The organism is Microbacterium karelineae, assembly GCF_009745985.1.
In the GTDB taxonomy this organism is placed as follows: domain Bacteria; phylum Actinomycetota; class Actinomycetes; order Actinomycetales; family Microbacteriaceae; genus Microbacterium; species Microbacterium karelineae.
Genome location: NZ_WFIX01000191.1, coordinates 412,894 through 439,603 on the forward strand (window position 1 = coordinate 412,894; position 26,710 = coordinate 439,603).

Annotated in this window: 20 protein-coding genes; 6 read left to right on the top strand and 14 right to left on the bottom strand. The window is 72.0% G+C overall.

Going from position 1 to position 26,710, the window contains the following annotated elements; translation table 11 throughout:
• The first annotated feature begins 48 nt into the window (after positions 1–48).
• Positions 49–1,356 carry an arabinogalactan endo-1,4-beta-galactosidase gene (locus GB932_RS18395; RefSeq protein ID WP_156762135.1) on the top strand — a complete coding sequence of 436 codons (1,308 nt, stop codon included), beginning with the start codon at positions 49–51 and terminating at the stop codon, positions 1,354–1,356.
• Between the two features lie 62 nt (positions 1,357–1,418).
• On the opposite strand, the gene GB932_RS18400 is transcribed toward GB932_RS18395, so the two are convergent.
• The 4 genes from GB932_RS18400 to GB932_RS18415 are packed head-to-tail and all read right to left on the bottom strand — an operon-like array spanning position 1,419 to position 6,160.
• The gene (locus GB932_RS18400) at positions 1,419–2,948 is read right to left on the bottom strand and encodes a gluconokinase (protein ID WP_156762136.1); all 1,530 of its coding nucleotides are present in this window, start codon (positions 2,946–2,948) and stop codon (positions 1,419–1,421) included.
• A gap of 17 nt (positions 2,949–2,965) precedes the next feature.
• Positions 2,966–3,985, bottom strand: a complete 1,020-nt coding sequence (locus GB932_RS18405; protein WP_156762280.1) for an L-idonate 5-dehydrogenase — start codon at positions 3,983–3,985, stop codon at positions 2,966–2,968.
• A gap of 11 nt (positions 3,986–3,996) precedes the next feature.
• Positions 3,997–4,767 (bottom strand): SDR family oxidoreductase, encoded by a 771-nt coding sequence (locus tag GB932_RS18410; RefSeq protein WP_156762137.1) that lies wholly within the window; start codon positions 4,765–4,767, stop codon positions 3,997–3,999.
• A 10-nt stretch (positions 4,768–4,777) separates the two neighbouring features.
• Complete coding sequence (locus GB932_RS18415; RefSeq protein ID WP_156762138.1) at positions 4,778–6,160, bottom strand: GntP family permease; 1,383 nt, start codon at positions 6,158–6,160, stop codon at positions 4,778–4,780.
• 112 nt (positions 6,161–6,272) lie between these two features.
• Here GB932_RS18415 and GB932_RS18420 point away from each other — a divergent pair, with 112 nt between their 5' ends.
• Positions 6,273–6,977, top strand: a complete 705-nt coding sequence (locus GB932_RS18420) for a FadR/GntR family transcriptional regulator (RefSeq protein ID WP_156762139.1) — start codon at positions 6,273–6,275, stop codon at positions 6,975–6,977.
• Between the two features lie 66 nt (positions 6,978–7,043).
• Here the strand turns inward: GB932_RS18420 and rsmI are convergent, their stop codons facing one another.
• Positions 7,044–7,859 (bottom strand): 16S rRNA (cytidine(1402)-2'-O)-methyltransferase, encoded by an 816-nt coding sequence (gene rsmI, locus GB932_RS18425; RefSeq protein WP_156762140.1) that lies wholly within the window; start codon positions 7,857–7,859, stop codon positions 7,044–7,046.
• A gap of 23 nt (positions 7,860–7,882) precedes the next feature.
• Between rsmI and GB932_RS18430 the strand changes: the two genes are divergently transcribed.
• Positions 7,883–9,394, top strand: coding sequence for a dolichyl-phosphate-mannose--protein mannosyltransferase (locus tag GB932_RS18430; protein WP_156762141.1), 1,512 nt, complete (start codon positions 7,883–7,885; stop codon positions 9,392–9,394).
• A gap of 5 nt (positions 9,395–9,399) precedes the next feature.
• On the opposite strand, the gene GB932_RS18435 is transcribed toward GB932_RS18430, so the two are convergent.
• From GB932_RS18435 to GB932_RS18455, 5 genes are read right to left on the bottom strand one after another with little or no spacing between them, the layout of a single operon-like run.
• Positions 9,400–10,236, bottom strand: a complete 837-nt coding sequence (locus GB932_RS18435; protein ID WP_156762142.1) for an ABC transporter ATP-binding protein — start codon at positions 10,234–10,236, stop codon at positions 9,400–9,402.
• On the bottom strand, positions 10,229–11,020 hold the full coding sequence (locus tag GB932_RS18440) for an ABC transporter ATP-binding protein (protein WP_156762143.1): 792 nt from the start codon (positions 11,018–11,020) through the stop codon (positions 10,229–10,231). Before GB932_RS18440 ends, GB932_RS18435 begins: the two co-directional genes overlap by 8 nt.
• Positions 11,020–11,949, bottom strand: coding sequence for an ABC transporter permease (locus tag GB932_RS18445; RefSeq protein WP_156762144.1), 930 nt, complete (start codon positions 11,947–11,949; stop codon positions 11,020–11,022). The genes GB932_RS18440 and GB932_RS18445 overlap by 1 nt, the downstream gene beginning before the upstream one ends.
• On the bottom strand, positions 11,946–12,998 hold the full coding sequence (locus GB932_RS18450) for an ABC transporter permease (protein ID WP_156762145.1): 1,053 nt from the start codon (positions 12,996–12,998) through the stop codon (positions 11,946–11,948). Before GB932_RS18450 ends, GB932_RS18445 begins: the two co-directional genes overlap by 4 nt.
• Positions 12,999–13,003: 5 nt before the next feature.
• Positions 13,004–14,599 (bottom strand): ABC transporter substrate-binding protein, encoded by a 1,596-nt coding sequence (locus GB932_RS18455; protein WP_156762146.1) that lies wholly within the window; start codon positions 14,597–14,599, stop codon positions 13,004–13,006.
• 154 nt (positions 14,600–14,753) lie between these two features.
• Here GB932_RS18455 and GB932_RS18460 point away from each other — a divergent pair, with 154 nt between their 5' ends.
• Positions 14,754–15,344 (top strand): Lrp/AsnC family transcriptional regulator, encoded by a 591-nt coding sequence (locus tag GB932_RS18460; protein ID WP_156762147.1) that lies wholly within the window; start codon positions 14,754–14,756, stop codon positions 15,342–15,344.
• On the opposite strand, the gene GB932_RS18465 is transcribed toward GB932_RS18460, so the two are convergent.
• From GB932_RS18465 to GB932_RS18480, 4 genes are all read right to left on the bottom strand, one after another.
• A complete protein-coding gene (locus tag GB932_RS18465; protein ID WP_231916305.1) occupies positions 15,345–15,692 on the bottom strand; it encodes an avidin-fold protein in 348 nt (115 codons plus the stop codon).
• Between the two features lie 73 nt (positions 15,693–15,765).
• Positions 15,766–16,602: an aldo/keto reductase gene (locus tag GB932_RS18470; protein WP_156762148.1), complete on the bottom strand. Its 837-nt coding sequence runs from the start codon at positions 16,600–16,602 to the stop codon at positions 15,766–15,768.
• A 99-nt stretch (positions 16,603–16,701) separates the two neighbouring features.
• Entirely contained in the window at positions 16,702–17,979 is a 1,278-nt protein-coding gene (locus GB932_RS18475) for a glycosyltransferase (RefSeq protein ID WP_156762149.1), read from the bottom strand.
• A gap of 161 nt (positions 17,980–18,140) precedes the next feature.
• Positions 18,141–20,366, bottom strand: a complete 2,226-nt coding sequence (locus GB932_RS18480; RefSeq protein ID WP_156762150.1) for a glycoside hydrolase domain-containing protein — start codon at positions 20,364–20,366, stop codon at positions 18,141–18,143.
• A 78-nt stretch (positions 20,367–20,444) separates the two neighbouring features.
• On the opposite strand from GB932_RS18480, the gene hrpA reads away from it, so the two are divergent.
• Positions 20,445–24,533 (top strand): ATP-dependent RNA helicase HrpA, encoded by a 4,089-nt coding sequence (gene hrpA, locus GB932_RS18485; protein ID WP_156762151.1) that lies wholly within the window; start codon positions 20,445–20,447, stop codon positions 24,531–24,533.
• A gap of 91 nt (positions 24,534–24,624) precedes the next feature.
• Positions 24,625–26,298 carry an HNH endonuclease signature motif containing protein gene (locus tag GB932_RS18490; RefSeq protein ID WP_197517564.1) on the top strand — a complete coding sequence of 558 codons (1,674 nt, stop codon included), beginning with the start codon at positions 24,625–24,627 and terminating at the stop codon, positions 26,296–26,298.
• Positions 26,299–26,710: the final 412 nt, after the last annotated feature.

Sequence of the window (26,710 nt, forward strand, 5' to 3'; positions counted from 1 at the left end):
CGCCCGATCCCTCCGGGCCGACGGCCCACCACCGCACGAAGGAGTGCCATGAACCTCTCGAAGAAGCTCGCGATCGCAACCGTTGTCGCCGTCGCGGGATCCCTCGCCGCCGCGCCCGCGCAGGCGGCGACCGACGACGCCCTCGTCGACCCCGTCGCGGGCCTGCCCGCCGACTTCATGACGGGCGTCGACGTCTCGAGCGTGCTCTCGCTCGAGGAGTCGGGGGTCGTGTTCCGCGACGACGGCGGCGAGCCGGCCGTCCTGTTCGCGGTGCTCGCCGACAGCGGCGTCAGCGATGTGCGCGTGCGCGTGTGGAACGACCCGTTCGATGCCGAAGGGCGCGGCTACGGCGGCGGGAACGTCGACGTCGACCGCGCCCTCGAGATCGGCCGCCGCGCCGACGCGGCCGGGCTCGGCGTCGTCGTCGACTTCCACTACTCCGATTTCTGGGCCGACCCCGGCAAGCAACAGGCACCGAAGGTCTGGGAGGGCCTCGACGCCTCCGAGACGGCGGAGGCCGTGCACGAGTTCACGGCCGACGCGCTCACGCGCTTCGAAGAGGCGTCGATCGACGTCACGATGGTGCAGATCGGCAACGAGACGAACGGGGGCGTCGCGGGCATCTGGGACTGGGACGGCATGGCCCAGGTCTTCCGGGCGGGATCCGCGGCCGTGCGCGAGGCGGCCCCCAACGCGCGCGTCGCACTGCACTTCACGAACCCCGAGACCGAGGGGCGCTACGCCTGGTACGCCGAGCATCTCGAGCTGAGCGGCGTCGACTACGACGTGTTCGCCTCCTCGTACTACCCGTACTGGCACGGGAGCCTCGAGAACCTCACCAGCGTGCTGCGCCACGTGGCGGAATCCTACGACAAGGAGGTCGTCGTGGCGGAGACCTCGTGGGCGCACACTCTCGAGGACGGCGACGGGCACGGCAACACGATCGACCAGCCGGGAGAGGCGACCGCCTACCCCGTGAGCCCCCAGGGCCAGGCGAGCGCCTACCGGGATGTCGTGCAGGCCGTCGCCGACGTCGGCGGCGCGGGCCTCGGCGTCTTCTACTGGGAGCCCGCGTGGCTGCCGGTCGGGCCGCCCGATCAGCTCGCGGGCAACCGGGAGCTTTGGGAGCGCGACGGATCCGGCTGGGCGACGAGCTGGGCGAGCGAGTACGACCCGGACGACGCGGGCGAGTGGTACGGCGGATCCGCCGTCGACAACCAGGCCCTGTTCGCGTTCGACGGCACGCCGCTGCCCTCGCTCCGCGTCTTCGACGAGGTACGGCCGGCCGAGCGCCCCCACCCGGCGTGCGCGGCGCCGGGCCGCGCCCACGGTGCGACGCCGCCCATGTGCCGCTGAGCGCGAAGACCACGCCGCCCCGACCCGCATCGCGCGGGTCGGGGCGGCGTCTGCTCTGCCGCTCAGTGCGCGAGGCGCAGGCGCGAGCCGATCTCCTGCAGCGTGACGTTCGCCGGCAGGAGCGCCGCGTACAGGCGTTCGAAGACGGGGCGCAGCTCGCCGTAGACCTCCGCGTCGTCCGCGATCGGCTCGGTGATATCGGCGACCGGCACCATGTCGGCCGCGACGTCGATCGAGTCGATCATCCCGAGCGCCTCCATCCCGAGAAGCGCCGCGCCGAACCCGGATCCCTCGGGGCTCGCCGGGAAGCCGATCGCGTCGCCGAACGCGCTCGCGAGCGTCTGGCGCCAGATCTGGTGCTTCATGACGCCGCCCGTCGCGCGTATCTCGGAGATGTCGAGGTCGGCCTGGCGCATCGACTGGAGCACGAGCGTCAGCTGCAGCGCGACGCCCTCGACGGCCGCGCGGACGAGGTGCGCGCGGCGGTGTGAGCGGGTGAGCCCCACATACGCGCCGCGCGCGACGCCGCCCCAGCGCGGGGCACGCTCGCCGAGCAGGTACGGGAGCATGAGCAGCCCGCCGGATCCGGCTGGCACCGTCATCGCCTCGTCGAGCAGCTGGGCCGTCGACAGGCCCGCCTCGCCCGAGGCGAGCTCGGAGCGCACCCAGTCGAGCACGACGCCGCCGTTGTTGATCGCACCGCCGATGACCCAGCGATCCTCGGTGAGGGCGTAGCAGAACACGCCGCCCATGGGGTCGACGGCCGGCCGGTCGACGCCGACGCGCAGCGCGCCGCTCGTCCCGACCGAGCAGGCCGCGACGCCGGGGCGCACGGCGCCGACGCCGAGGTTCGCGAGGGGTCCGTCGCCCGCACCGACGACGACGGGCGTCGCGGGGTCCAGGCCCGTCGCCGCGGCGGCCTCCGCGGTGATCCCCTCGAGAACGTGCCGGGTCCGGACGAGCCGCGGCAGGCGGTCGGCCGTGATGCCGGCGACGTCGAGCGCCTCGTCGTCCCACGCGAGCCGGTGGATGTCCATGAGGCCCGACGCGGACGCGAGCGAGTGATCCGTCACGAGCTTGCCGCACATCCGCAGCAGCACCCAGTCCTTGATGCCCGCCCACGTCGCCGCCCGCCCGAACAGCTCGGGCTCGTGCGCGCGGAACCACGCGAGCTTCGTCAGGGGCGACATCGGGTGCACGGGCGTGCCCGTGCGGCGATGCAGCGCGAGCCCCGCCCCGCTGTCGCGGATCCGCGCCGCCTCCTCGGCCGCACGCGTGTCGGCCCATGTGATGACGGGGGTGAGCGGTGCGCCGTCGGCGCCCAGCGCCATGAGGCTGTGCATGGCGCTCGAGAAGCTCACGCCCCGCACGCGCCCGGCGCCGACCTGTGCGACGACGTCGCGCACGCCGCGATAGACGGCGGCCAGGATGTCGTGCGGATCCTGCTCCGCGTGGCCGGGGACGGGTTCGTCGAGCGGGTATCCGTGCGAAGCCTCGGCGACCGAGCGGCCGTCCGCCCGATACGCCACGACCTTCGTCGCGGTCGTTCCCATGTCGATGCCGACGACGACATCGTCGTGTGCGGTGTCCATCTGCGCCTCCCCCGGGCTCACGCCGAACGATCGTCGAGCGTCACGACCACCTTGCCGGACCGCCGCGAGTCGCGCGCGAGCTCGAAGGCCGCGCGCACCTCCGCGACGGGCACGACGTGCGTGGCGACGCGCGCGATGTCGGGTCGGGCCGCGAGCAGCGCGACCGCCTCGTCGATCTCGTCGCGGAAGCGGAACGCGCCGCGCAGGTCGATCTCCTTCGAGATGAACGGCGCGAGGTTCACGCCGCGCGGCTCGTTCGGGACCATGCCGATCTGCACGACCACGCCGCGGCGGCGGGCCGCGACGCCGGCGGATCCGATCGCCACGGGAGCGCCCGAGCACTCGAGCACGACGTCGAACGCCTCGGCCGGGAGCTCGTCCTGCCCGATCCGCACGACCTCGTCGGCGCCGAGCTGGCGCGCCCGATCGAGCGGCTCCGCGAGCACATCGCTCGCTGTGATGTGCGCGGAGCCGCGGGCGCGGGCCGCCACGACGGCGAGCAGGCCGATCGGCCCCGCCCCCGACACGAGCACGCGCGCGCCCGTCAGATCGCCCGCCCGCGACGCCCCGTGCAGGGCGACGCCCAGCGGCTCCGCGAGCACGGCCGCGTCGACGCCGAGGCCGCCCGGCAGCGCCCGCAGCATGCCGCGATCGACCACGAGGTACTCGGCCATCGCGCCCTGAGTGTGCGGCATCGTCGAGGCGCTGCCGAGGTAGGAGCCGCCGGGCCACAGGTGCGGCTCGCCCTCGGTGCCGCGCACCTCGGTGCCGAAGCGCGCGGGATGCACCGTCACGGGCGTCCCCGAGGCGAGCTCACCCAGGGGGTCCTCGTCGACGACGCCCGCCAGCTCGTGGCCGGGCACGAGCGGCTCGCGCACGACGTACTCGCCGTTGGCGCCCTCGAAGAAGTAGTGCAGGTCGCTCCCGCAGATCCCGACGCGCGAGACGCGGATCCGCACCTCGCCGGCGCCGGGCGTCGGCACGGGCACCTCGCGCACCGCGATGCGCTCGGCCCCGTCGATGAACACCGATCGCATGGTGGCGGCGCTCATACGACGGCCGTCATTCCGCCGTCGACGACGATGTTCTGGCCCGAGACGAAGCTCGACGCGTCGGATGCGAGGAACAGCAGCGCACCGCGCAGCTCGCGCAGATCGCCCCAGCGGCGGGCCGGCGTGCGGTTCACGAGCCAGTCGGTGAACTGCTCGTCGTCGACGAGGGCCCGGTTCATGTCGGTCGCGAAGTAGCCGGGCGACAGGGCGTTGACCTGCACGCCGTGGCGGGCGAGGTCAGCCGCCATGCCCTGCGTCAGCAGCGCGACGCCGCCCTTCGACGCCGAGTAGGGCGCGATCGTCCGGCGCGCCAGCTTCGACTGAACGGACGCGATGTTGACGATCTTCCCGGATCCGCGCTCGATCATGCCCGGCGCCACGAAGCGCGACACGTAGAACATGCTCGAGAGGTTGCTCGCGATCACGGCGTCCCAGTCGGCCACGTCGAACTCCGCGATCGGCGCCCGCCGCTGCAGGCCCGCGTTGTTGACGAGGATGTCGGGGACGCCGTGCGCGGCGATCAGCTCGCCGATCTGCTCCTCGGCCGCGGCCGCGTCGGTCACGTCGAAGCGCACGGTCGCGGGGCGCTCCCCCGCGACGGCCGCGACGGCGTCCGCCGCCTCCGAGAGCGCCGCGGCGTCCCGGCCGTGGAGGACGACGCGCGCCCCCGCCTCGGCGAGGCCGAGCGCGAGCGTGCGCCCGAGGCCCCGCGAGGATCCGGTCACAAGCGCCAGGCGCCCCGTCACATCGAACAGATCGGTCGTCATGAGCTCCTCCTCAGAAGATCAGGTAGATGGCGAGAACGAGCACGAACCCGACGATCGACTCGAGCGCCTGCTGGACCGTCCAGGTCTTCAGCGTCGTCTTGACGTCCATGTCCATCAGGCGGCCCACGAGCCAGAATCCGGAGTCGTTCACGTGTCCGGCGAAGACGGATCCGGCCGCCGTCGCGAGGGTGATCGCCGCGACGTCAACGGTGCTGAAGCCACCGGCCATGACCGCGGGCGCCATGAGGCCCGCCGAGGTCACCAGGGCGACCGTCGCGGATCCCTGCGCCAGGCGCAGGATCACGGCGATGAGGTACGCGGCGATGATGACAGGGAGCCCCAGGTCGGCGAGCGTGTCGGCGAGAGCGTCGCCGATCCCGGATGCGCGCAGCACGCCGCCGAACATCCCTCCGGCGCCCGTGATGAGGATGACGGACGCGACGGGGCCGAAGGTGCCGTCGACGAGCTTCTCGAGCGCGGTTCCCTTCTCGCCGCGGGCCGTGCCGAGCACGACGAGCGCGAGGAGCACCGTGATGAGCAGCGCGATGGGCGATTCGCCGATGAGTCGGAGCGCCTGCACCCAGAACGCGTCGGGGTCGACGGCGCCCACCGAACCGAGACTGTTCAGGCCCGTGTTGAGGAAGATCAGGACGATCGGCACGAGCAGGATCGCGATGACGGTGCCGGCCTTCGGCGGGTTCTTCGGCTGGTCGTCATCGAGCGTGCCGAACAGCGCGGGAACGATGAGGGGGACGCGCTTGTTGACGAACTTGCCCCAGAGGTATCCGGAGAGATACCAGGTCGGGAACGCGATGACGATGCCGAGCAGCAGGACGATGCCGAGGTTCGCGCCGTAGAGCTCCGTCGCCGAGACGGGGCCGGGGTGCGGCGGCAGGAACACGTGCATGACCGAGAAGGCCGCCGCACCGCTGAGGCCGAACAGCAGCAGGTTCCTGCCGCCGATGCGGCGCGCCACCGCGAAGATGATCGGCAGCATGACGATGAGGCCGGCGTCGAAGAAGATCGGAAAGCCGAGCAGGAGCGACGTGATGCCGAGGGCGAAGGCCGCGCGCTTCTCGCCGAAGACGCGGACCATGAGGTCCGCGACGGCCTTCGCGCCGCCCGACGACTCGATCAGGCGGCCGAGCACGGCGCCGAGGCCGATCAGCAGGGCGACGGATCCGAGGGTGCCGCCGAAGTCCTTCGTGAGCGTCGACACGAGGGCGCCGACGGGGATCCCCGCGGCGAGCGCCGTGAGCAGCGAGACGAGGATCAGGGTGAGGAAGGCGTGCAGCCGCACCTTGATGACGAGGAACAGGATCAGGACGATCGCACCTGCGGCGATGCCGAGCAGAGGCCCGGCGCCGAGTGTCTGGGTCCACTCTTCTGTCATGTGATTCTCCGTTGAATTCGGTCTGTTGTGCGCGCCGTCTGTGGCGCCGCACCTAAAGGTACTACTTATAAGCACTGTAAGGTAGCACTAATCGACTCCGAGGAGGGAACCGATGGCCGGAGGCATCCACAGCGACGTCACGAGCGATCTGGGCTCGCGCATCGCGGCGGGCGACATCCCGCCCGGCGCCGTCTTCACCCTGGCCCAGCTCGAGCGCGATTACGAGGCGTCCCGCACGGTCGCCCGCGAGGCGGTGCGGGTGCTCGAGAGCCTCGGGCTCGTCGCCTCCCGCCGGCGCGTGGGGATCACGGTGCAGCCGCGCGAGGCGTGGGATGCCTTCTCGCCCCAGCTCATCTCGTGGAACCTGCAGGGCCCGTTCCGCCACCAGCAGCTCGCGGCGCTCATGGAGCTGCGGGTCGCCGTCGAGCCGACCGCGGCCCGGCTCGCCGCTCTCCGGGCGACGCCGTCGCAGCGCGCGGAGCTGCGACGGCTCGCACGGCGACTGCGTGAGATCGGCGAAGAGGGCCGCGGCGCGTCGGACGAGTTCCTCGACGCCGATGTCGCCTTCCACGACCTGCTGCTGCAGGCGTCGGGGAACCCGCAGCTCATCGCGCTGCGCGCGCCCGTGCGCGAGGTGCTCACGGGCCGCAGCCGGCTCGGCCTGACGCCCTCGATCCCCGCGGCGGGCACGCTCGAGGAACACGAGTCGGTCGCGGCGGCGATCAGCGCGGGCGAGGGCGAGAGCGCCGAGAACCACTCCCGGGCCCACATGGTCTCGGTGTGGGCGGAGATCCAGTCTGACGACTCCCTCGCGTGACCCAACCCTTCATTTCTGGCACATCCCTGCAGGGCATACCGGTGGAGATGTGCCAGAAATGAAGGGTCAGCGGGCCGCGAGGGCCGCGTCGTAGAGCGTTCGGGAGGGGTGTCCCGTCGACTGGGCCACCTCGCGGGTCGCGTCCTTGAGGCGGGTTCCCTGCCCGACGAGGGCGGCGACGCGGGCGAGGGCGTCCTCCAACGGGATCTCCCGCGGGTCCGCGCCGGCGACGACGATCACGACCTCGCCGCGCACGCCGCCGGCGGCCCACGCGGCGAGTTCGTCGAGGGATCCGCGCACGACCTGCTCGTGCAGCTTCGTCAGCTCCCGCGCGACGACAGCGCGGCGACCTCCGCCGAAGGCCGTCGCCATGTCGGCGAGCGTCTGCGCCGTGCGCGTGGGCGCCTCGAAGAACACGAGCGTGCGCGGATCCTCGGCGACCGCCGCGAAGGCCCGCGCGCGCTCCCCCGGCTTGCGGGCGACGAAGCCCTCGAACGAGAAGCGGTCGGTCGGCAGGCCCGAGACGGCGAGGGCCGTCAGGACGGCGCTCGGCCCGGGGATCGCCGTGACCTCGACGCCCGCCGCGGCGGCCGCGGCGACGAGCCCGTATCCCGGGTCGCTCACCGTGGGCATGCCGGCGTCGCTCAGCACGAGGAGGTCTTCGTCGCGGGCGAGCTCGACGAGCTCGGCGGCGACGCGCTTCTCGTTGTGGTCGTGCAGCGGGATGAGGCGCGGGCGGTTGTCGATCCCGAGCGCCGCGAGCAGCCGCTGAGTCGTGCGGGTGTCCTCCGCGGCGATCGTCGTCGCCTCCGTCAGCACCTCGACGAGGCGCCGCGAGGCGTCGCCGAGGTTGCCGATCGGGGTGCCCGCGAGGATGATCATGCGTCACAGCCTAGGCTGGCGCTGTGACTGCCCGTTCCATGACCCCGGCCGCCCTCCGGTGGGGTGTGCCGCTGTCGATCACGACACTCGCCGCGGTCCTGCGCATCGCGGGCGTCGGCGGGCCGGGCGAGCTGATCTTCGACGAGACGTACTACGTCAAGGACGCCTGGACGCTCTGGAACCTCGGCTACGAGGGCTCGTGGGGTGACGACCCGAACGCCGCCTTCGAGGCGGGCGACGTGGACGGATACACGAGCGAGGGATCCTTCGTCGCCCACCCGCCGCTCGGCAAGTGGATCATCGCCGTCGGCATGGCGCTGTTCGGATCCGGGCCGACGGGGTGGCGCATCGCGACCGCCATCGCAGGCACCCTCCTCGTGCCCCTCCTGTACGCCGTCGCGAAGCGCCTGACGGGATCCGCGTGGCTCGCGGCCGCAGGCGCCGCCCTGCTCGCGATCGACCCCCTCGCGGTGTCGATGAGCCGCGTCGCCCTGCTCGACACGCACCTCGCGCTGCTGATCCTGCTCGCGATCTGGTTCGCGCTGCTCGATCGCCCGGGCACGGTGGCGGCGATCCGCGCGGGCACGGAGAGGGATCCGATCGCCGGGCCCGTGGTCTGGCGGCGGCCCTGGATCCTCGCGGCGGGCGCGACGCTCGGCCTCGCCACGGCCGTGAAGTGGTCAGGGCTGTACGCGATCGCCGTCCTCGGCATCGCAATCGTCGTCGCCGACGCGATCGACCGGCGCCGCGCGGGCGCGACCCGCTGGGTCGAGTCGGCGATCGGCCGGCAGGGGCCCGTGTCGTTCGCGCTGCTCGTGCCGCCGGCCCTCGTGACGTATGTCGCGAGCTGGTCGGGGTGGCTCGTCACGTCCGGCGGCTACGATCGCGGATCCTCGCCGAACCCGCTCGTCGCGCTCTGGAGCTACCACCGCGCCGTGTTCGGATTCCACCAGGGCGTCACGAGCGAGCACACCTACGCGAGCCCCGCGCTCGAGTGGATCCCGATGCTGAACCCGACGCTCATGTACCGCACGACGGACCCGGCGGGCGGCGTCGGCCTCATGGCGGCGCTGCCGAATCCCGTGCTGTGGTGGGCGGGGATCCTCGCGGTCGCGTTCCTCATCGTGCGCCTGGGGATCGCCATCGTGCGCCGCACGCGCGTCTCGGGCGCCGAGGCGATCGTCGTCGCGGGGATCCTCGCGACGTACGCGCCGTGGCTGCTGCTGCCGAACCGCACGATGTTCACCTTCTACGCGATCACGATGCTGCCGTTCGTGATCCTCGCCGTCCTGCTCGCGGCGCAGCGGATCCGCGCGCCGCGGCCGCCCGTCCTGCTCGCGGATCCGACGCTCGACGAGATCCGCGCGGAACAGGACCGCCAGGCGGCCGCGGCAGACGCACGCCGCACGGCCACGACGGTGGCGCTCATCGTCTTCGGTGCGGTGGGGCTGTTCTTCCTGCCGTTCGGGACGGGCTGGATCGAGCCGGAGGCGCTCTACCGCGCCCACCTCTGGCTGCCGAGCTGGTTCCTGTAGGCCGTTCAGCCGATCGGCGGGGTGTCCGCCCATTCCGCGCGATCCTCGGCCGTCGGCGCGGCGGGGATCCGTCCGGCGCCGTCGGGCACAGGGATCGCCGCGAGGAGGGACCGCGTGTACGGGTGACGCGGGGCGTCCCACACCTGGTCCGTCGCACCCTGCTCCATGACGCGTCCTCCGTACATCACGACGGTGCGATCGGCGATGCGGTGCACGACCGCGAGGTCGTGCGAGATGAACAGCATGCCGGCCCCCACCTCGGCGATGAGGTCGCGCATCAGGCCCGCGACGCTCGTCTGCGTCGACGCGTCGAGGGCCGAGATCGGCTCGTCGGCCACGAGCAGACGGGGACGGGCGGCGAGGGCGCGTGCGATCGCGATGCGCTGCTTCTGACCGCCCGAGAACTGGTGCGGGAACCGCGCCGTCCAGGCCGGATCCATGCCGACGCGCTCGAGCCATTCCTCCGGCCGCGATCCCTCGGCGCCGCGGGCGCGCGCCGTGCGGACGCCGTCGGCGATCTGGTCGCCGATCCGCCTGCGCGGGTTGAGAGACGTCGCGGGATCCTGGAACACCATCTGGATCCCCGTGAGGGCCAGCGGGCGACGGCGCACGCCGAGCGCCCGCACGGGCTCGCCGTCGAAGCGCACGGACCCCGCGGCCGACTTCTCGATGCCGGCAACGGCGCGGGCGACGCTCGACTTGCCGCTGCCGCTCTCCCCGACCAGCGCGACCGTCTCACCGGCCCGGATATCGAGCGACACGTCATCGACGGCGGTGACGGGCGGGTGTCCCGGATAGCGCACGACGAGGTTCGACGCCTCGAGCACGGTCGGTTCAGTCATCGTCGCCCTCCTCGAGGCGCGACCCGGGCAGCGCAGCGAGCAGCTGCCGTGTGTACTCGTGCTGGGGGCGCGCGAACAGCGTCGCGCGGTCAGCCCGCTCGACGATGCGTCCCGCTCGCATGACGGCGACGTCGTCGGCGATCGCGCTCATCACGCCGAGGTCGTGCGTCACGAGCAGCACGGCGAGGTCGCGTTCGAGGGCGAGGTCGCGCAGCAGGCGCAGGATCCCGGCCTGCACGGTCACGTCGAGGGCGGTCGTGGGCTCGTCGGCGAGCAGCACATCCGGATCGCAGGCGAGTGCGCACGCGATCGCGATGCGCTGCCGCTGTCCTCCCGAGAACTGGTGCGGGTAGCGGTCGAGCGCGCCGTCCGGGTTCGGCACCTGCACGCGCTCGAGGAGCGAGGCCGCGTGGGCGCGAGCCGCCTTCCGCGACATCCCCAGGTGGGTGCTCGCGTGGTCGCTGAGCTGCCGGCCCACCGTGATCTGCGGGTGCAGGGACGACGACGGATCCTGGAACACCATCGCGATGCGCCGGCCGCGTACGCGGTTCAGCGCGCGCCGGCTCCGCCCGAGCAGCTCCTCGCCGCCGAGCCGGATGGATCCGCCCGTCTCGGCGTGGCGGGGCAGCAGGCCGAGCACCGCGAGCGACGTGAGGGTCTTGCCGGATCCGGACTCGCCCGCGAGCCCGTGCACCCGCCCGGCCGTGAGCTCGAGCGAGACGCCGTCGACGAGGCGGCGGCCGATGTCGATCGTCAGGTCGTCGATCGTGAGGGCGGCGCTCATCACGCGGTCTCCTTCTCGAGGGCGTTGCGGGTGCCGTGCACGACCTCCGCGGTCGGGTCGAGGACGTCGCGCAGCGCGTCGCCGACGAAGTTGAACGCCATCACGACGGTGAGGATCGCGACGCCCGGGAAGACGCCGAGCCACCAGGCGTCGAAGTTCTGCATCGCCGCCGAGATCATGGATCCCCATTCGGCGGTGGGCGGCTGCGCGCCGAGGCCGAGGAACGACAGGCCCGACAGCAGCAGGATCGCCGTGCCGATGTCGAGGGTCGCGAGCACGAGCATCGGGCCGAGGATGTTCGGCAGGATGTCGACGGCGAGGCTCCGCAGGGGCGAATAGCCGAGCAGGCGGCCGGAGACGACGTAGTTCTGTCCGCGCAGGCCGAGCACGAGGCTGCGCGTGACGCGCGCGTACTGCGGCCACGACACGACGACCGCGGCGATCACGGCGTTGTAGAGCGACGGCCCCAGGGAGGCCGCGATGACCATCGCGAGGATCACCGTGGGGAACGCCATCACGAGGTCGGTGATGCGCATGAGCGTCTCGTCGACCCAGCGCCCGAAGTATCCAGCGACGGCGCCGACGATCGTGCCGATCGCCATGGCGGCGACGACGAGCATCAGCGCGAGCGGGATCGTCACGGTCGCGCCCGTCATGAGCCGCGAGAACATGTCGCGCCCGTTGCCGTCCGTGCCGAGCAGCGTGTCGATTCCGGGTGCCTGCAGGCGCGGCAGCACCTGCGCGACGGGGTCGAACGGCACCCACCACTGCGCCGTGAAGGCGACGATGACCCAGGCGGCGGCGATGACCGTTCCGATCACGCCGAGGGGGCTGCGCCACGCGCGGGGCAGGCGGATCCGGTGGCGCAGGCGGGCGGCGACGCGCTCGTCGCCGAGCGGGGCCGGGGGCGTCGACTCGGTGGCGTTCATGCGAGCCTCACCCTCGGGTCGAGGACGCCGTAGAGCATGTCGACGGCGAAGTTGATGACGAGATAGATCACTCCGACGACGAGGCCGACGCCCATGATGCCGGGCAGGTCGAGGTTGGCCGCCGAGTTGTACGCGTAGGTGCCGAGGCCCGGCCAGGCGAAGACGGATTCGACGAGCACCGTTCCCGACAGCAGAGAGCCGAACGCGACGCCCGTGACCGTGAGGATGGGAAGCGACGCGCCGCGCAGCACGTAGCCGATGACGACGCGCGCCCCGCCGAGCCCCTTCGCACGCGCGGCGCGCACGTAGTCGCTCGCGAGCACCTCGAGCACGGAGGTGCGGATGAACCGGGTGAGCAGGCCGATCGTGACGAGCGAGAGCACGAGGACGGGCAGCGCGAGGTGCGCGAGGGCGTCGAAGAAGCCCACGCTGTCGCCATTGAGCATGTAGTCGATCGTGTAGAAGCCCGTGATGGTCGGCGGCGGCGTGATCGACGGCGAGATCCGACCGGATCCCGGCGCGATCCGCAGCTGCAGGAAGAACACGTAGAAGCTCACGAGGGCGAGCCAGAACGTCGGCACGCTGAGCCCGACGAGGGTGATGGCGCGCACGACCTGGTCGGTCACGAGCCCGCGCCGGTACGCCGCGAGGGTTCCGAGCACGACGCTCACGGCGAGGCTGACGACGATCGCGCCGACGGCGATCTCGATCGTCGCGGGCACGGCGGTCGCGAGGTCGGCGGTCACGGCGCGCCCCGTGACGAGGGACCGGCCGAGGTCGCCCTGCAGCAGGCCCGCCATATAGACGAAGTACTGGACGAAGAGGGGCTGGTCGAGCCCGTGCTCCTCGATGAACGCCTGCCGCGTGGCCGGGTTCTGCGCCGCGCCCTCTCCGAGGGCGGCGGACACGGGATCGCCGGGAACGAGGTTCGTGAGCAGGAACGTCACGACGGTGACGCCGATGAGCAGCAGGATCGATGTGCCGAGCCGGCGCGCGAGGTATCGGCCGAGGGGGGATCTTGTCCTCCCCCGCGCCCTGGTGGCCGTCACGGCGCTCAGCTCGCGGGGGCGATCTCGGCGATGTCCATCTCCCAGACCGCGTTGTAGACGGCGCCCGTGACCTCGTCGGACGTCGCGATGTTGCGCCCGGGGACGATCATGGGGACGAACGGGCCGCGCTCCTGCATCGCGGCCGCGAACTCCTCGAGGACGGACGTGCGCTCGTCGATGCTCGTCGCGTTCGTCGCGGCCGCCGCGAGCTCGGCCATCTCTGGATCGGCCTCGGCCTCCCACCCGGCGCGCAGTCCGACCTTGAGGCCGGGCGCGAAGGGCAGGAAGTTCGCCGAGTCGGCGTAGTCGGGGCCCCAGAACCACAGGCCGAACGACTCGGAGCCGTTGACGTAGGCGTCGAGCTCGGTCGCGAAGGGGGCGGGCGCGAGCTCGACGTCGAGGTCGATCTCGGCGAGCTGCTGCTGGATCCGCTCGGCCAGCGGCGTGAACTCGACGCCGCCCACCGGGTAGTCGTTCGGGAACTGCAGGCGCAGCGTCTGGCCGTCGTAGCCTGCGGCGTCGAGCGCGGCGCGCGCCCGGTCGAGGTCGCGCTCGACGCCCGCGTCGAGGGCGCCCTCGAAGCCGGTCGGGATGACGCCGGTCGCCTGCGTCGCGCCGGCGCCCGCGAGCTCGAGAAGCGCCTCGTAGTCGAGGGCGTATCGCACGGCCTCGGCGAGGTCGACGTTCGCGAGGTCGTCCGCGACGTCGCCCGACTGGTTCAGCAGCAGGAAGATCGTCTGTCCCGACGGGACGGTCTCGACGGACAGCCCCGCGTCGAGGTCGGCGACCTGGTCGCCGTTGAGATCCATGGCGACCATGGTGTCGCCGCCGGAGAGGTTGATGAGCTGCGTCGCGCTCTCGGAGACGTTGCGGATGACGACGCGCTCGAAGGCGGGCGACTCGTCGCCCGTGTACTCGGGGTTCTCCGCGAGCACGACCTGCGAGCTGAGGTCCAGTGTGTCGAGCATGTAGGGCCCGGATCCGGCCGACGCCCCGTCGAGATACGCCTGCGCGCTGTCGGATCCGTCGGTCGCGCCGCCGTTGTCGGCGACGACGTCGGCGTTGACGATGCCGAGCGCGGGGTTCGCGAGGATCGCCGGCAGCTGCAGGAGCGGCGCGTCCGTCGTGAAGCGGACGGTCATGTCGTCGACCTTCTCGATCGTCACGCCGGTGAGGAGGAAGTTCGGCTTCGCCTCGGCCATCCCCTGCACGCGCTGCAGCGAGAACACGACGTCGTCGGCCGTCACGGGTGTGCCATCGGAGAAGGTGCGCCCGTCCTCCAGTGTGAAGGTGAACTCGGTGGCCTCCTCGTTCTGCTCCCAGCTCGCCAGCCCCGGAACGGGCGTGGTCACATCGGCGCCGTCGAAGTCGACGAGGGTCTCGTAGAGCGCCTTGGCGACCATGTTGCCGGTCGGGTCGTAGCTGTTGCCCGGGTCGGCCGTCTCGATCGAGAAGGCGGTGTCGATCACGAGCGTGCCCCCGCCGGCGTCGCCGCCCTCCTCCGAGGGCTGATTCGCCGAGTTGCCGCCCGAGCACCCCGCGATGGCGAGGATCGAGACGGCTCCGAGGGCCGCGGCGGTGTGGCGCAGGGGACGGATCATGGGAACACTCCTGAGGGGATGCGGCGACGGCCGCCGATCGGGTGCGAACGGCCGAGGTCAGACGCGTTCAGAATGACACGGCCGAAGACGATCTGTCCACATATATCGAGCCCTCGACGTACAATCGTCGCGCTCAGCAGAAGGAGCGTGCAGAATGTCCAGAGATTCCGCGTCCACGGCGCCGCCGGCGGGACGAAATGCCGAGCCCGACGAGGTCTCGTACCGCATCCTCGACCTCATGCGCGAGAACGGTCGCATCTCGATCGCGGCGCTCGCCGAGCGCGTCGGCATCTCGAGATCCAACGCCTACGCGCGCGTCGAGGCGCTCGTCGACTCGGGCGTCATCACGGGGTTCTCGGCGCGGATCGATCCGGCGAAGGCGGGGCTGTCGGTGTGCGCGCTCGTCTTCGTCACGGTGCATCCGCAGTCGTGGGCTTCGTTCCGCGATCACGTGATCGATCTGCCCGACGTGGAGTACTGCGCGATCACGACGGGCGAGCACGATGCGATGCTGCTCGTGCGGGCGCCCGATGTGAGCGGTGTGCACGTCTTCACGACCGATGTGATCGCGGGGCTGCCGGAGGTGCGCACGATCGTCAGCGTCGTCGTGCTCGACGAGGTCGTGCGACGCCCGTTCATACTGCCGACGGATCTGCCGGACCGCCAGGGCAGCGCGAAGCTCGGGATGACGCGGTGGACGCCGGCCGTCGAGGGCCGCGACACGATGCCGGTGCGCGGCGACTGATCAGGCGAGCTCGACGCACACGCTGAGCTGCGGCGCGTCGTGCATCGTGTAGTGCTCGACGAGGCGCAGGCGGCCGTCGCGCCGCTCGATCTCGCTCGCGCCCTCCCCCGTCACGACGGATCCGTCCGCAGCGAGGACGTGCACGAACCACACGCTGATGCTGTCGCCTGCGCGCGTGCCGACGAACCGGCCGAACGTGACGGTGTCTCCCTCGTACTCGCCCCAGACCGCGCCATCGCGTTCGGAGTAGCGGAAGACGGTCGGCGCATCGGGATCGACGGCGGACGTCGTCGACGACTCCATCCGGAAGACGCGGCCATCGAGCGTGGGCAGGGCTGCAGAGATCACCCGGTGATTATGCCGTGGACGCGGCAGGCGCCGCCGCCCCGGACCGGGACGGCGGCGCCTGACGTGGCTCTGATCAGTTGAATTCGAGCGGGTGGGATCCCACGCGGCCCGAGCCGTCGCCCGGGTCGATCGCGTCGATCGCGCGCACCTCGTCGGCCGTCAGCTCGAAGTCGAACACGTCGAGGTTCTGGGCCATGCGCTCGCGGCGCACCGACTTCGGGAAGACGATGAAGCCGCGCTGCAGGTGCCAGCGGATGACGACCTGCGCCGGACTCTTGCCGTGCGCCTCGGCCGCGGCCGCGACGGCCGCATTCTCGAACAGGGGGTACTTGCCCTGGCCGAGCGGGCCCCACGACTCGATCTTCACGCCGCGCTGCTCGGCCCACGCCGTGACATCCGCCTGCTGGTGGGCCGGGTGCAGCTCGATCTGGTCGACGGCCGGCACGACGCCCGTCTCGGCCACGAGGCGGTCGAGGTGCTCCGGCAGGTGGTTCGAGACGCCGATCGAGCGCGACAGGCCCGCGTCGCGGATCTCGATGAGCTTCTGCCACGCGTTGAGGTAGGTGTCCTTCTCCGGCGTGGGCCAGTGCGTCAGGTACAGGTCGACGTGGTCGAGCCCGAGCTTGTCGAGGCTCTCGCGGATCGCCGCGTGCGGCTCCTCGCCCGCCTGGCGGTCGTTCCAGAGCTTCGTCGTGATGAACAGCTCGTCGCGCGGGATCCCGCTCTTCGCGATCGCCGCGCCGACGCCCTCCTCGTTGCGATAGATGGCGGCGGTGTCGATGTGGCGGTAGCCGACCTCGAGCGCCTCGCTGACGGCCTTCTCGGCCTCGTCGGCGGGCACGAGGAACACGCCGAAGCCCAGCTGGGGGATCTCGTATCCGGAGTTGAGAGTCACGGTGGGAACGTTCATGCTCTCCAGCCTAGGACCGGCGCAGCGAGGCGGCCCCGTCACAGCGAAGTCGCCAGGAGGCTCTGATCGGACAGCGACTCCCGGCGACCTCGCCCCGCGTCAGGCGGCGTGCTCGATCCTCTCCAGCCGGGCGACGCGCGCGAACAGGGCCTCGAACACGCTGCTCCGGTCGAACTGACGCGCATACGCGCGCGCCCGCTCCTCCCAGTCGCGCCGCTCGAGCGGCGACATGTGGAGGATCCGGTCGATCGCCGCGGCGATCTGATCCGGCGCGTCGACGTCGACGATGAGCGCCGTGTCGCCGACCGCCTCGCCGACGCCGCCCGTCGTGGTCGTGACCGACGGACCGCCCCCGGCGAGCGCCTTCTCGGCGAGCGTGATCCCGAAGGTCTCGATGAACTCGGGGCGCGGCTTCGTCGCGAGCACGTAGGCGAAGGATCCCGCGAACAGGAAGGGCTTCTCGGCGTCGTCGACATCGGTGAGGAAGAGGATCCGCTCCGACGCGGCCGACCGCGCCGCGTACTCGCGCAGCTCCTGCTCCTCGGGGCCGCGTCCGACGATGACGAGCTTCTTGTCGCCCGCGCCCGATGCCGCGAACCCGTCGATGAGGTCGTCGATGCCCTTCGCGTGCGCGAGACGGGACAGCGATAGCACGTAGCCGTCGCGGGCGAGCCCGCGGGCGGCGAGGCGCTCGTCGATCTCCTCGGGATCGAGGTGCAGGAACGCCGACGCGTCGATCGCGGGATACGAGATGTCGATGCGCTCGGCGCAGCGCGCCGCGTACGAGGTGCCGTGCGCGGCGTCGAGGCGGGCGGCCTCGTCGACGACGAGATCCTTCGTGTACTGGCTGACGGCGACGCACACATCGCTCGCGAGGTACCCCTCGAGCACGTGCGCGGCGGCGCCGAAGCGACCCTCGGTGACGCACTGGCGCACGACGTTCGTGATGTCGGATCCCACCGCCTCGGCGATCGTGACGACGTCGACGGGCAGGCCCGTGCGGCGCGCGACGGCGACGGCGTCGCTGACGGCCGTCGTGTGCGGCGAGAGATAGAGCGACATCGCGACGGTCGGGACGCCGTCGGTGAACAGCTCGACGAGCCGGCCGACGAGGCCGCCGATGTAGCGACCGTCGACGACCTTGTAGTCGCCGACGGGCGCGGGGCGCTCGACGGTGATGCCCGCGCTGTACGGCAGGACGGTGTCGAGCGGCTTCAGCGGCAGGCCGGCCTGCTCGAGCCGCTCGATCGGCCAGGTGACGATGCGGACGTCGTCGAATCCCCGCGTGATGGCCGCCTCGGCGAGGTTGCGTGCCTCACCCGAGTGGCCGCAGATCACGGGATCCGCGCGGACGACGATGACGAGTCGACGGGTCATATGTGCTCCTCACTGTGCCTCGGTGAGGCGAGACTACGAGCGCCGTGTGTCGCCCGGAGAGACGGCGTGTTACGGCCGTGGGCGCGAATGTGAACACCAGGGGCGCCAGAGAATGCCGGTGGCAGGCGCGTTCCACTGGCGTTCTCTGGCAACCCATCGGATCAGAGGCGCCGCGTGACCTCGGCGGCGGCGGATGGGAACGACGGCGGGCGCACGCCCGTCCCCCAGGATCCGGGCGTCGCGCCCAGCGTGAGCCGCAGGGTGCCGCCGGCGCGCAGCTCGGACCCCGTCAGCCACGTGCGCTCGAGCGGCTCGCCGTTCCACGCGGCCTCCCGCACGTACTGCGGATCCGTTCCCCTCCCGACCGCGCGGAAGCCGGTCGTCTCGATCCGCAGCGGCTCGCCGCCCGGCAGGTCGATCGTCGCCTCGGGCCACGCGGGCGCGTTGACGAGGAAGAGGTCCTGTCCGGCGACGGGGAACACCCCGAGCGACGCCCAGACGACCCACGACGACAGCCCGCCCGAGTCGTCGTTGCCGGGCAGCCCGCCCGGCCCGGCCCCGAACATCTGGTGCAGCCCGTGGTGCACGATCTCGGCCGTGCGGTCGGGGCGCCCCGCGTACATATAGGCCCAGGGTGCCTCCATGTCGGGCTCGTTGTTGAGGCCCTCGAAGCGTCCGAGCGCGTAGCCGGCCTCCATCTCGTCGCCCGACGGATCCACACCCGGCTGCACGACGGGATCCGCTCCGTAGCCGAAGAAGCGATCGAGCAGCCGCGTGAAGCGCTCCTCTCCCCCGGCGAGCGCGATGCGCCCCGCCATGTCGTGCGTGACGCGGAACGAGTAGTTGTGCTTCGTGCCCTCGTAGAACGTCGAATCGCGCAGGAGGCCCGTCGCCGGGTCGAAGGCGTTCTTCCAGCGCCCCGCGAGGCGTCGGCAGTCGGCCGCCGCCTTCGCGTCGCCGACGCGATCGGCGACGCGCGCCGTGCACCAGTAGGCGAAGGCGATGTCGAGGGTGTGGCTGATGGGATCCGCGCGGCCGCTCGTGAGGAAGTCCTCGCCGTAGGCGCGCCGCAGATCGGCGAGCATGTGCACGAGCGCCCACTCCCAGTCGATGCCGCCGGCGCCCGCCGCGCACAGGTCGGCGAGGAGCGTGTGGGCGAGGCCGGAGGCCTGCCGCGAGAAGCGGTCGGATCCCTTCGCCATGCGATAGCCGATCGGGAAGTTGCCCTCCTCCTCGCAGATCTCGATGAGGGCGTTCGCGAGGTCCGTCGACGCGGCGGGGTTCAGCAGCGACACGAGCGGGAGCTGGGTGCGGTAGATGTCCCACATCGTGCAGATGTCGAACGCGAACGGGCCGTTCGTCGGCCACTGCGGGCTCTCGTTCGGGGCGAGGGCGGGCTTGATGAACGAGTGGTAGAGCGCGGTGCCGAGCACCGTGCGGGCCTCGCGATCCTCGCGGCCCGCGACCTGAACGGGGGCGAGATGCTGCGACCAGCTCGCGCGGGTGGCGGCGCGGCGGGCGTCGAATCCCGTCCCCTCGGGGCAGTCGGCCGCGAGGTTGCGGCGCGCCTGGTCGACGCCGCGCAGCGAGAACCCGATCCGCAGTTCGACGGTCTGGCCGGCCTCGACGGATCCCTGCCACATCAGGCCGAACGGGCGCATGGTCGTCGGACGGATCGCGTCGAAGTCGAGGCGGCGACCTCCCGGCATGAGGCGCCGGTCGTACCAGAGCAGCTGCCGCCAGCCGGGGGTGTCCGCCGAGAGGTGCATCGCGAGGGGCGTGCCCTCGACGACGATCTCGCCCTGCGCCTCGCCCGGCTCGAGGCTCTCGAGGTGCGCCCGGATCGGCACGGTCGCGCCGTACGGGATGTCGAGCCCGCCGACGGAGAGGTCGATGACGACGCGCGCATCGGTCGCCTCGGGGAACGTATAGCGGTGCACGGCGCTCTTCGGCCCGACCGTCACCTCGCCGCGGATCCCGCTCGCGAACGCGAACTCGTAGGATCCCGGGCTGGCCGTCTCGCCCGTGATGTCCCAGCTGCCGCCGAGCTCGTCGAGCGGGCCGAGCATCGGCGTGACCCGCACATAGTTGTAGTACTTGCGGATCGCGCCCGTGCCCGACTGCTGGAAGTGCGTCACGCCGCTCGCGACGAGCCGCTCGCGCATGCGCGGCGGAACCCCCTCGGTCGCAAGCGCGTACTCGCCGTAGCCGGTCGGATAGGCGCCCGACGACGCGCACGCCGACACCATGCCGAGCGGGAACGTCGCGCCCGGGTGCGTGTTGCCGATCTGCGGCTTCGGCCACCACCACGTGGCGGCGAGCCCCGTCGGGGCGGGCAGGTCGGTGGGCTGCGTGCCGATGAAGGGATCCACGTCCGCGAGCTTCATCTCCCAGACGGTAGCGCCGCCACGTGTCGGGGATGTGACGGGACGCCGCGCGCACCTCGCGACATAGACTGGAATGCTATGTCTGTCGCCGCGCCCGTCATCTCCTATCCCGCCGAGCTGCCCGTCAGCGCGGCGCGGGACGAGATCGCCGACGCGATCCGCGAGAACCAGGTCGTCGTCGTCGCGGGCGCGACGGGATCCGGCAAGACGACCCAGCTGCCGAAGATCGCGCTCGAGCTGGGGCGCAGGTCGATCGCCCACACGCAGCCGCGTCGGCTCGCCGCGCGCACGATCGCCGAGCGCGTCGCCGAGGAGCTGCAGGTCGAGCTGGGCGGCGCCGTCGGATACAAGGTGCGCTTCACGGATCAGGTGTCGGCCGACACGAAGATCGCGCTGATGACCGACGGGATCCTGCTGAATGAGATCCACCGCGATCGGCTGCTGACCCGCTACGACACGATCATCATCGACGAGGCGCACGAGCGCTCGCTCAACGTCGACTTCCTCCTCGGGTACCTCAAGCGGCTGCTGCCGGAGCGCCCCGACCTCAAGCTCATCATCACCTCGGCCACGATCGACCCCGAGTCGTTCGCCGCGCACTTCGCGGCCGCCGACGGCACGTCCGCCCCGGTGATCGAGGTCTCAGGTCGGACCTACCCCGTCGAGATCCGGTATCGACCCTTCGTGGCCGCCTCCCCTTCCTCCGCCTCCCCCAACACAACGCAGTCAGAATCGGGACAGACCGGCCGACACGCCGAGGATCCGGCATCCGCGGGCGCGGATCGACTGCGTCGTGTTGAGGGGGACGCCGAGCCGGACGTCGACGAGCGGGCGTACGACGTCGACGAGCGGGCGTACGACGCCGACGACGAGATCTCCGCCATCGTCGCGGCCCTCGAGGAGCTCGACAGCGAGCCCGCGGGCGACGTGCTCGTGTTCCTGCCCGGCGAGGCCGAGATCCGCGATGCCGCCGACGCCGTGCGCGGGGCGTTCGCGCACCAGGCCGCCCCGACCGAAGTCCTCCCCCTCTACGGGCGCCTCAGCTCAGCCGAGCAGCACCGCGTGTTCGAGCCGTCGAAGGTCGCGGGCGTCCGGCGCCGCGTGATCATCGCCACGAACGTCGCCGAGACCTCGCTCACGGTGCCCGGCATCAAATACGTCGTCGACGCCGGAACGGCCCGCATCTCGCGCTACGCGAGCCGCGCGAAGGTGCAGCGCCTGCCGATCGAGGCCATCTCGCAGGCCTCGGCGCAGCAGCGATCGGGCCGCGCGGGGCGCACGAGCGACGGCATCGCGATCCGGCTCTACGCGCACGACGACTTCGCCCGGCGACCCGAGTTCACGGATCCCGAGATCCTGCGGACCTCGCTCGCCTCGGTCGTGCTGCAGATGCTGTCGCTGGGATTCGGCGACATCCAGTCGTTCCCCTTCCTCACCCCGCCCGACTCGCGGGGCGTCAAGGCGGCCTTCGACCTGCTCACCGAGCTCGGCGCCGTCACGCTCGGGCGGGGCGCATCCGATCCCCGCCTCACGAAGATCGGCTGGGAGATCGCCCGGCTGCCGATCGACCCGCGCTTCGCCCGCATGCTCGTCGAGGCGAACCGCACGGGCGTGACCGACGACGTGCTCGCGATCGTGGCGGGCATGTCGATCCAGGACGTGCGCGAGCGACCCGAGGAGCGCCGCGGCGAGGCCGACGAGGCCCACGCGCGCTTCCGGGATCCGTCGAGCGATTTCCTCACGCTGCTGAACCTCTGGAATCACCTGCGCGAGAAGCAGAAGGAGCTCGGGTCGAGCGCGTTCCGGCGGCTCGTGCGTGCCGAGTTCCTCAACTATGTGCGGGTGCGCGAGTGGTTCGACGTGCACCGCCAGCTGCGCTCGCTGACGCGGGATCTCGGTGGGCGCGGCGAGCGCCGTTCGAAGACCGAAGGACGTTCGCGCCGCGAGGGGCACGGCACGGGCTCCCCCGAGGGCGGCCATCCGCAGGGCGACGCGATCCACCGCGCGATCCTCGCGGGCCTCCTCAGCCAGATCGGCGTGCTCGACGAGCGCGACGCGAAGAAGCAGAAGGGATCCCGGCGGCCCGCGCCCGCGACGTTCCGCGGCGCGCGCGGCGTGACGTTCCAGGTCTTCCCCGGATCCGGGCTCAAGAAGGCGAGGCCGCAGGCCGTCATGGCCGCGGAGCTCGTCGAGACCTCGCGCCTGTTCGCCCGCACGGTGGCCGCGATCGACGTCGCGTGGGCCGAACAGCTCGCGGGCGACCTCGTGAAGCGGCAGGTCTCGGAGCCGCGCTGGTCGAAGGACGCGGGCGCCGCCGTCGCGAGCGAGAAGGTCACGCTCTTCGGCGTCGAGATCGTCTCGAGCCGCCGCGTGCAGTTCGCGCGCATCGACCGCCCCGCCGCGCGGGAGATGTTCGTGCGACACGCGCTCGTCGAGGGCGAGTGGGATCCGTCCCGGCTCGCGAAGCCCGTCGCGCGCTTCCTGCGTCAGAACGCCGACCTGCGCCGCCGCCTCGAGAAGCTGGAGGAGCGCGAGCGGCGCCGCGACATCCTGGCCGGAGACGAGGCGGTCTTCGCGTTCTACGACGCGCGGATCCCGGCGGACGTGTTCGACGTGCGCAGCTTCGAGGCGTGGTGGCGCGAGGAGCTCACGCGATCCCCCGAGCTGCTGACGATGCGCGAGGCCGACCTTCTGGACGGCGAGGCGACGACCGACGCCCGCGACTTCCCGACGCGCTGGACGCAGGGCGACCAGACCCTGCACCTCGCGTATCGCTTCGAGCCCGGGGCGCCCGACGACGGGGTCACGGTCGTCGTGCCGCTGCCGCTGCTCGCGTCCCTGTGCCCCGACGGCTTCGACTGGCAGGTCCCGGGGCTGCGCGACGAGCTCATCACCGCCATGCTGAAGGCGCTGCCGAAGGCGATGCGCCGCCACGTCGTACCGGCCGCCGACTGGGCGCGCACCTTCGCGGAGGAGCTCGACGGATCCGGCCCGGAGGACGCGGGCGGGCGGCCGGAGCGCGGCCTCGCGGAATCCCTCGCGCGGCTCGTGCAGCGGCAGGCGAACCAGCCGGTGACGGCGGACGACTTCGACATGGCGCGCGTGCCGTCGCACCTGACGATGTCTTTCCGCGCGGTCGACCAGCGGGGCCGCGCCGCCGGATCCTCGCGCGACCTCGCGGAGCTGCAGTCGCGCCTGGCGGGGCGGGCGCGCGACTCCGTCGCCCAGCAGCTGGATCGCGCCGCCTCCCGCGCGCCGAAGGACGAGAGCCCCGCATCGCGCATCGCGCAGGCGCCGGCCGCCCCGAGCATCGAGCGCGCCGGCCTCGTCGACTGGACGTTCGGCGAGCTGCCGGCGCAGGTCGACACGAGGGTCGCGGGCGGCGTCGTGCGCGGCTACCCCGCGCTCGTCGACGAGAAGACGTCGGTCGCGGTCCGGGTCGAGGCGACGGCCGACGAGGCGGCCCGGCGCACCCGGTCGGGCCTGCGGCGCCTGCTGCTGCTCACGGTGCCGTCCCCCGTGTCCTACATCCAGGAGCACCTCTCGGCGCAGGAGAAGCTCGCGCTGGCGGCGGCGCCGTACCCCTCGGCGAAGGCCGTCATCGAGGACTGCCGCGCGGCGGTCGCCGACGCCGCCATCGCCCGCCACGGCGCCGTGCGCACGCGCGCGGACTTCGATCGGGTGCGGAACGAGGTGTCGGCCGGATCCGTCGACGACGTGTTCGAGGCCGTCTCGCTCGTCGCGAAGATCCTCACCGCCTGGCGGGAGGTCGAGCGCGCCATGAAGAAGGCGAACTCGATGACCCTGCTCGGCGCGCTCAACGACGTGCGCGGACAGCTCGAGGGGCTCGTGCACGCCGGCTTCGTGCGCGAGACGGGCCTCGATCGGCTCCGCCACGTGCCGCGGTACCTCGAGGGAGCACGCGTCCGGCTCGAGGCGCTCCCCGACAATCCGGGGCGCGACAGGGCGTGGATGACCGAGTTCGAGCGCGCACACCAGGCGTTCGTCGACGCGGGCGGCGCGATCCCCCTCCCCGAGGATGCGGACGAGCGCCTCGTCCGCGCCCGCTGGATGCTCGAGGAGCTGCGCGTGGGTCTCTTCGCCCAGCGGCTCGGCACGGCGGAGACGGTGTCGGTGCAGCGCGTCGCGAAGGTGCTGCGCGGCTGAGATCGACGGATGATGACCCCTTGATTCTCGAATCTCCGTTCGATAGAATCTGGTCATGGACGGTCGCACATTCGAAGATAAGATCTCCGGGATGACCCCGGATGAGGTCTCCTTCGCGCGTGGTCTCGTCGATCAGCTCGTCGACATCGACCGGCAGATCGCGGCCCTGCAGGGCCAGCGCTCCGTCGTCACGGCCGAGCTCGCGCGCATCGCGCAGGAGCAGGGCGAGCGCGAGAACGCCGAGCACGGCCCCGAGTATGCGCGCCGCGCGATGGCGGCCGAGATCGCCGCGGCGACCCGGGTGCATCCGGCGACGGCGAACGCGATGATGGGCGACGCGGAGACGCTCACAGAGGGGTTCCCCGCGGCGCTCGAGGCGCTCCGAGAGGGGCGGATCTCGAAGCGGCACGCCGACGTCATCGTCGACGCGGGCCGTTCGCTCGACGACGACGACCGCTCCCTCTTCGACGACGCGGCCGTCGAACTCGCCGCGACCCGCACGCCGGGCGATCTCGGCCGACTCGCGAAGGTCGCGGCCGATCGGCTCGCGCAGACCTCCCTGCGCGAGCGCCACCGGGCGGCCCGCGCGGGGCGGCGCGTCGTCATGACCGAGCGTGAGGACGGCATGAGCGAGCTCTGGGCGTTCCTGCCCACGCTCGAGGCGCGCGCGATCCGCGACCGGCTCACCCAGATGGGCCGCGCGCTCACGGCCGACCGCCGGCGGGCGCGGAGGTCCCAGAACCCGGACGGCGCCTCGGAGGGTGTCCCGACGGATCGCGCCTCGGAGGGTGCTGTGGCGGATCGCGCCACGGCGGGCGTCGCCGCAACCGACGAGCGGACGCTCGACCAGCTGCGTGCCGACCTCCTCACGGATCTGCTGCTCACGTCGGCCCCGACGGGGCACCGGCTGCACACCGCCGGCACGACCGAGACGCTCGCGAGCATCCGGGCGACGGTGCAGGTGACGATCCCCGCGACGATGATCCTCGATCCCGACGAGGGGACGAGCTGGATCGACGAGGGCGCCCTCTGCTCCCCCGACGGCGCGCGGCAACGGGCCGGCTCAGCGACGGGCTGGGATCGCCTGTTCGTAGAGTCCGACACGGGCGAGATCCTCTCGACCGATCACTATCGCCCGACGGCGTCCCAGCGACGGCGACTCATCGGGAGGGACGTGACCTGCCGGTTCCCGGGGTGCACGGTGCCCGCGCGCAAGGCCGATCTCGACCACACGTTCGACTTCGCGAGAGGCGGGCCGACAGCGGTGGGGAACCTCTCCGCCCTCTGCGAGTCGCACCACATGATGAAGCATCACTCGGGATGGCGCGTCGAGCAGGTCGCGGGCGGCGTCCTCGAGTGGACGAGCCCGACAGGCCGTGTCCACCGAGACGAGCCGCCCAGCCGAGTCTTCTTCGCCGACTCCCCCGGCAAGGAGACTCCGGCGGCCACGGACCCCGCAGCACCCGCGAAGAGAATCGCGCCCGCGGAATGCCCAGAGGCCGCAGACCGCGCCGAGGCCGCCGTACCCGCGAAGCGCTCGACGCGTGCGGAGGTCGCGGGCCGCGCAGATCACGGCGAGCCGGTGAGGCGCGCGGCGGAACCTCGTCGGCGCGCCGATGGGGAGATCGCCCCGCTGGTCGCCTCGGCACTCGAGGGCTACGCCCTGCACCTCGTTCTGGCTGCGACGGGAGGAGATCTGACGACCACCGACACGGACGGCCCGCGCATCGACCTCATGCGCGTCCCGGAGCGCCTCGCCACCTGACGGCGACAGGGCCCCGAGACCCGACGACCACCAACACGATCCACCCGCACAACGACCCCACACACACGTTCCGAGGCTCCTCGCCCCCTGACGCCAGCAGGGGCGGAGCAACCCTGCGGTCACCACGACTTCACCGACTCGTGCGTCGGCTTCGTGCGAATCGGTCTCATACAGATCGGCCTCATATCGCTCCTGGCCGCCTCGCCACGCGAGCGCGGCGGGGCGCGGAGATCCGACGCCCCCGGCGCCACCGGTCCGTCCATCAACCTCACGCGAATCGCCCTCCTGCGAATCCCGCGATCCTCGCGACCTGACCACGGTGTGGCGCGGACAGCGGAGCGCGCATGCCCCGGCCTCCTGCTCGCGCCTCCTCGCTCAGGGCCCGGCGCGACCGAGTCGGCGACACGGCAAC

Coding starts and splice junctions, on each gene's coding strand:
- GB932_RS18415 (WP_156762138.1), bottom strand. CDS start 6,160: ATGACAGAAGAGTGGACCCAGACACTCGGCGCCGGGCCTCTGCTCGGC.
- GB932_RS18440 (WP_156762143.1), bottom strand. CDS start 11,020: ATGAGCGCCGCCCTCACGATCGACGACCTGACGATCGACATCGGCCGC.
- GB932_RS18480 (WP_156762150.1), bottom strand. CDS start 20,366: ATGAAGCTCGCGGACGTGGATCCCTTCATCGGCACGCAGCCCACCGAC.
- GB932_RS18460 (WP_156762147.1), top strand. CDS start 14,754: ATGTCCAGAGATTCCGCGTCCACGGCGCCGCCGGCGGGACGAAATGCC.
- GB932_RS18400 (WP_156762136.1), bottom strand. CDS start 2,948: ATGGACACCGCACACGACGATGTCGTCGTCGGCATCGACATGGGAACG.
- GB932_RS18470 (WP_156762148.1), bottom strand. CDS start 16,602: ATGAACGTTCCCACCGTGACTCTCAACTCCGGATACGAGATCCCCCAG.
- GB932_RS18445 (WP_156762144.1), bottom strand. CDS start 11,949: ATGAACGCCACCGAGTCGACGCCCCCGGCCCCGCTCGGCGACGAGCGC.
- GB932_RS18475 (WP_156762149.1), bottom strand. CDS start 17,979: ATGACCCGTCGACTCGTCATCGTCGTCCGCGCGGATCCCGTGATCTGC.
- GB932_RS18435 (WP_156762142.1), bottom strand. CDS start 10,236: ATGACTGAACCGACCGTGCTCGAGGCGTCGAACCTCGTCGTGCGCTAT.
- GB932_RS18420 (WP_156762139.1), top strand. CDS start 6,273: ATGGCCGGAGGCATCCACAGCGACGTCACGAGCGATCTGGGCTCGCGC.
- GB932_RS18410 (WP_156762137.1), bottom strand. CDS start 4,767: ATGACGACCGATCTGTTCGATGTGACGGGGCGCCTGGCGCTTGTGACC.
- GB932_RS18490 (WP_197517564.1), top strand. CDS start 24,625: ATGACCCCGGATGAGGTCTCCTTCGCGCGTGGTCTCGTCGATCAGCTC.
- GB932_RS18405 (WP_156762280.1), bottom strand. CDS start 3,985: ATGCGATCGGTGTTCATCGACGGGGCCGAGCGCATCGCGGTGCGCGAG.
- rsmI (WP_156762140.1), bottom strand. CDS start 7,859: ATGATCATCCTCGCGGGCACCCCGATCGGCAACCTCGGCGACGCCTCG.
- GB932_RS18395 (WP_156762135.1), top strand. CDS start 49: ATGAACCTCTCGAAGAAGCTCGCGATCGCAACCGTTGTCGCCGTCGCG.
- GB932_RS18455 (WP_156762146.1), bottom strand. CDS start 14,599: ATGATCCGTCCCCTGCGCCACACCGCCGCGGCCCTCGGAGCCGTCTCG.
- hrpA (WP_156762151.1), top strand. CDS start 20,445: ATGTCTGTCGCCGCGCCCGTCATCTCCTATCCCGCCGAGCTGCCCGTC.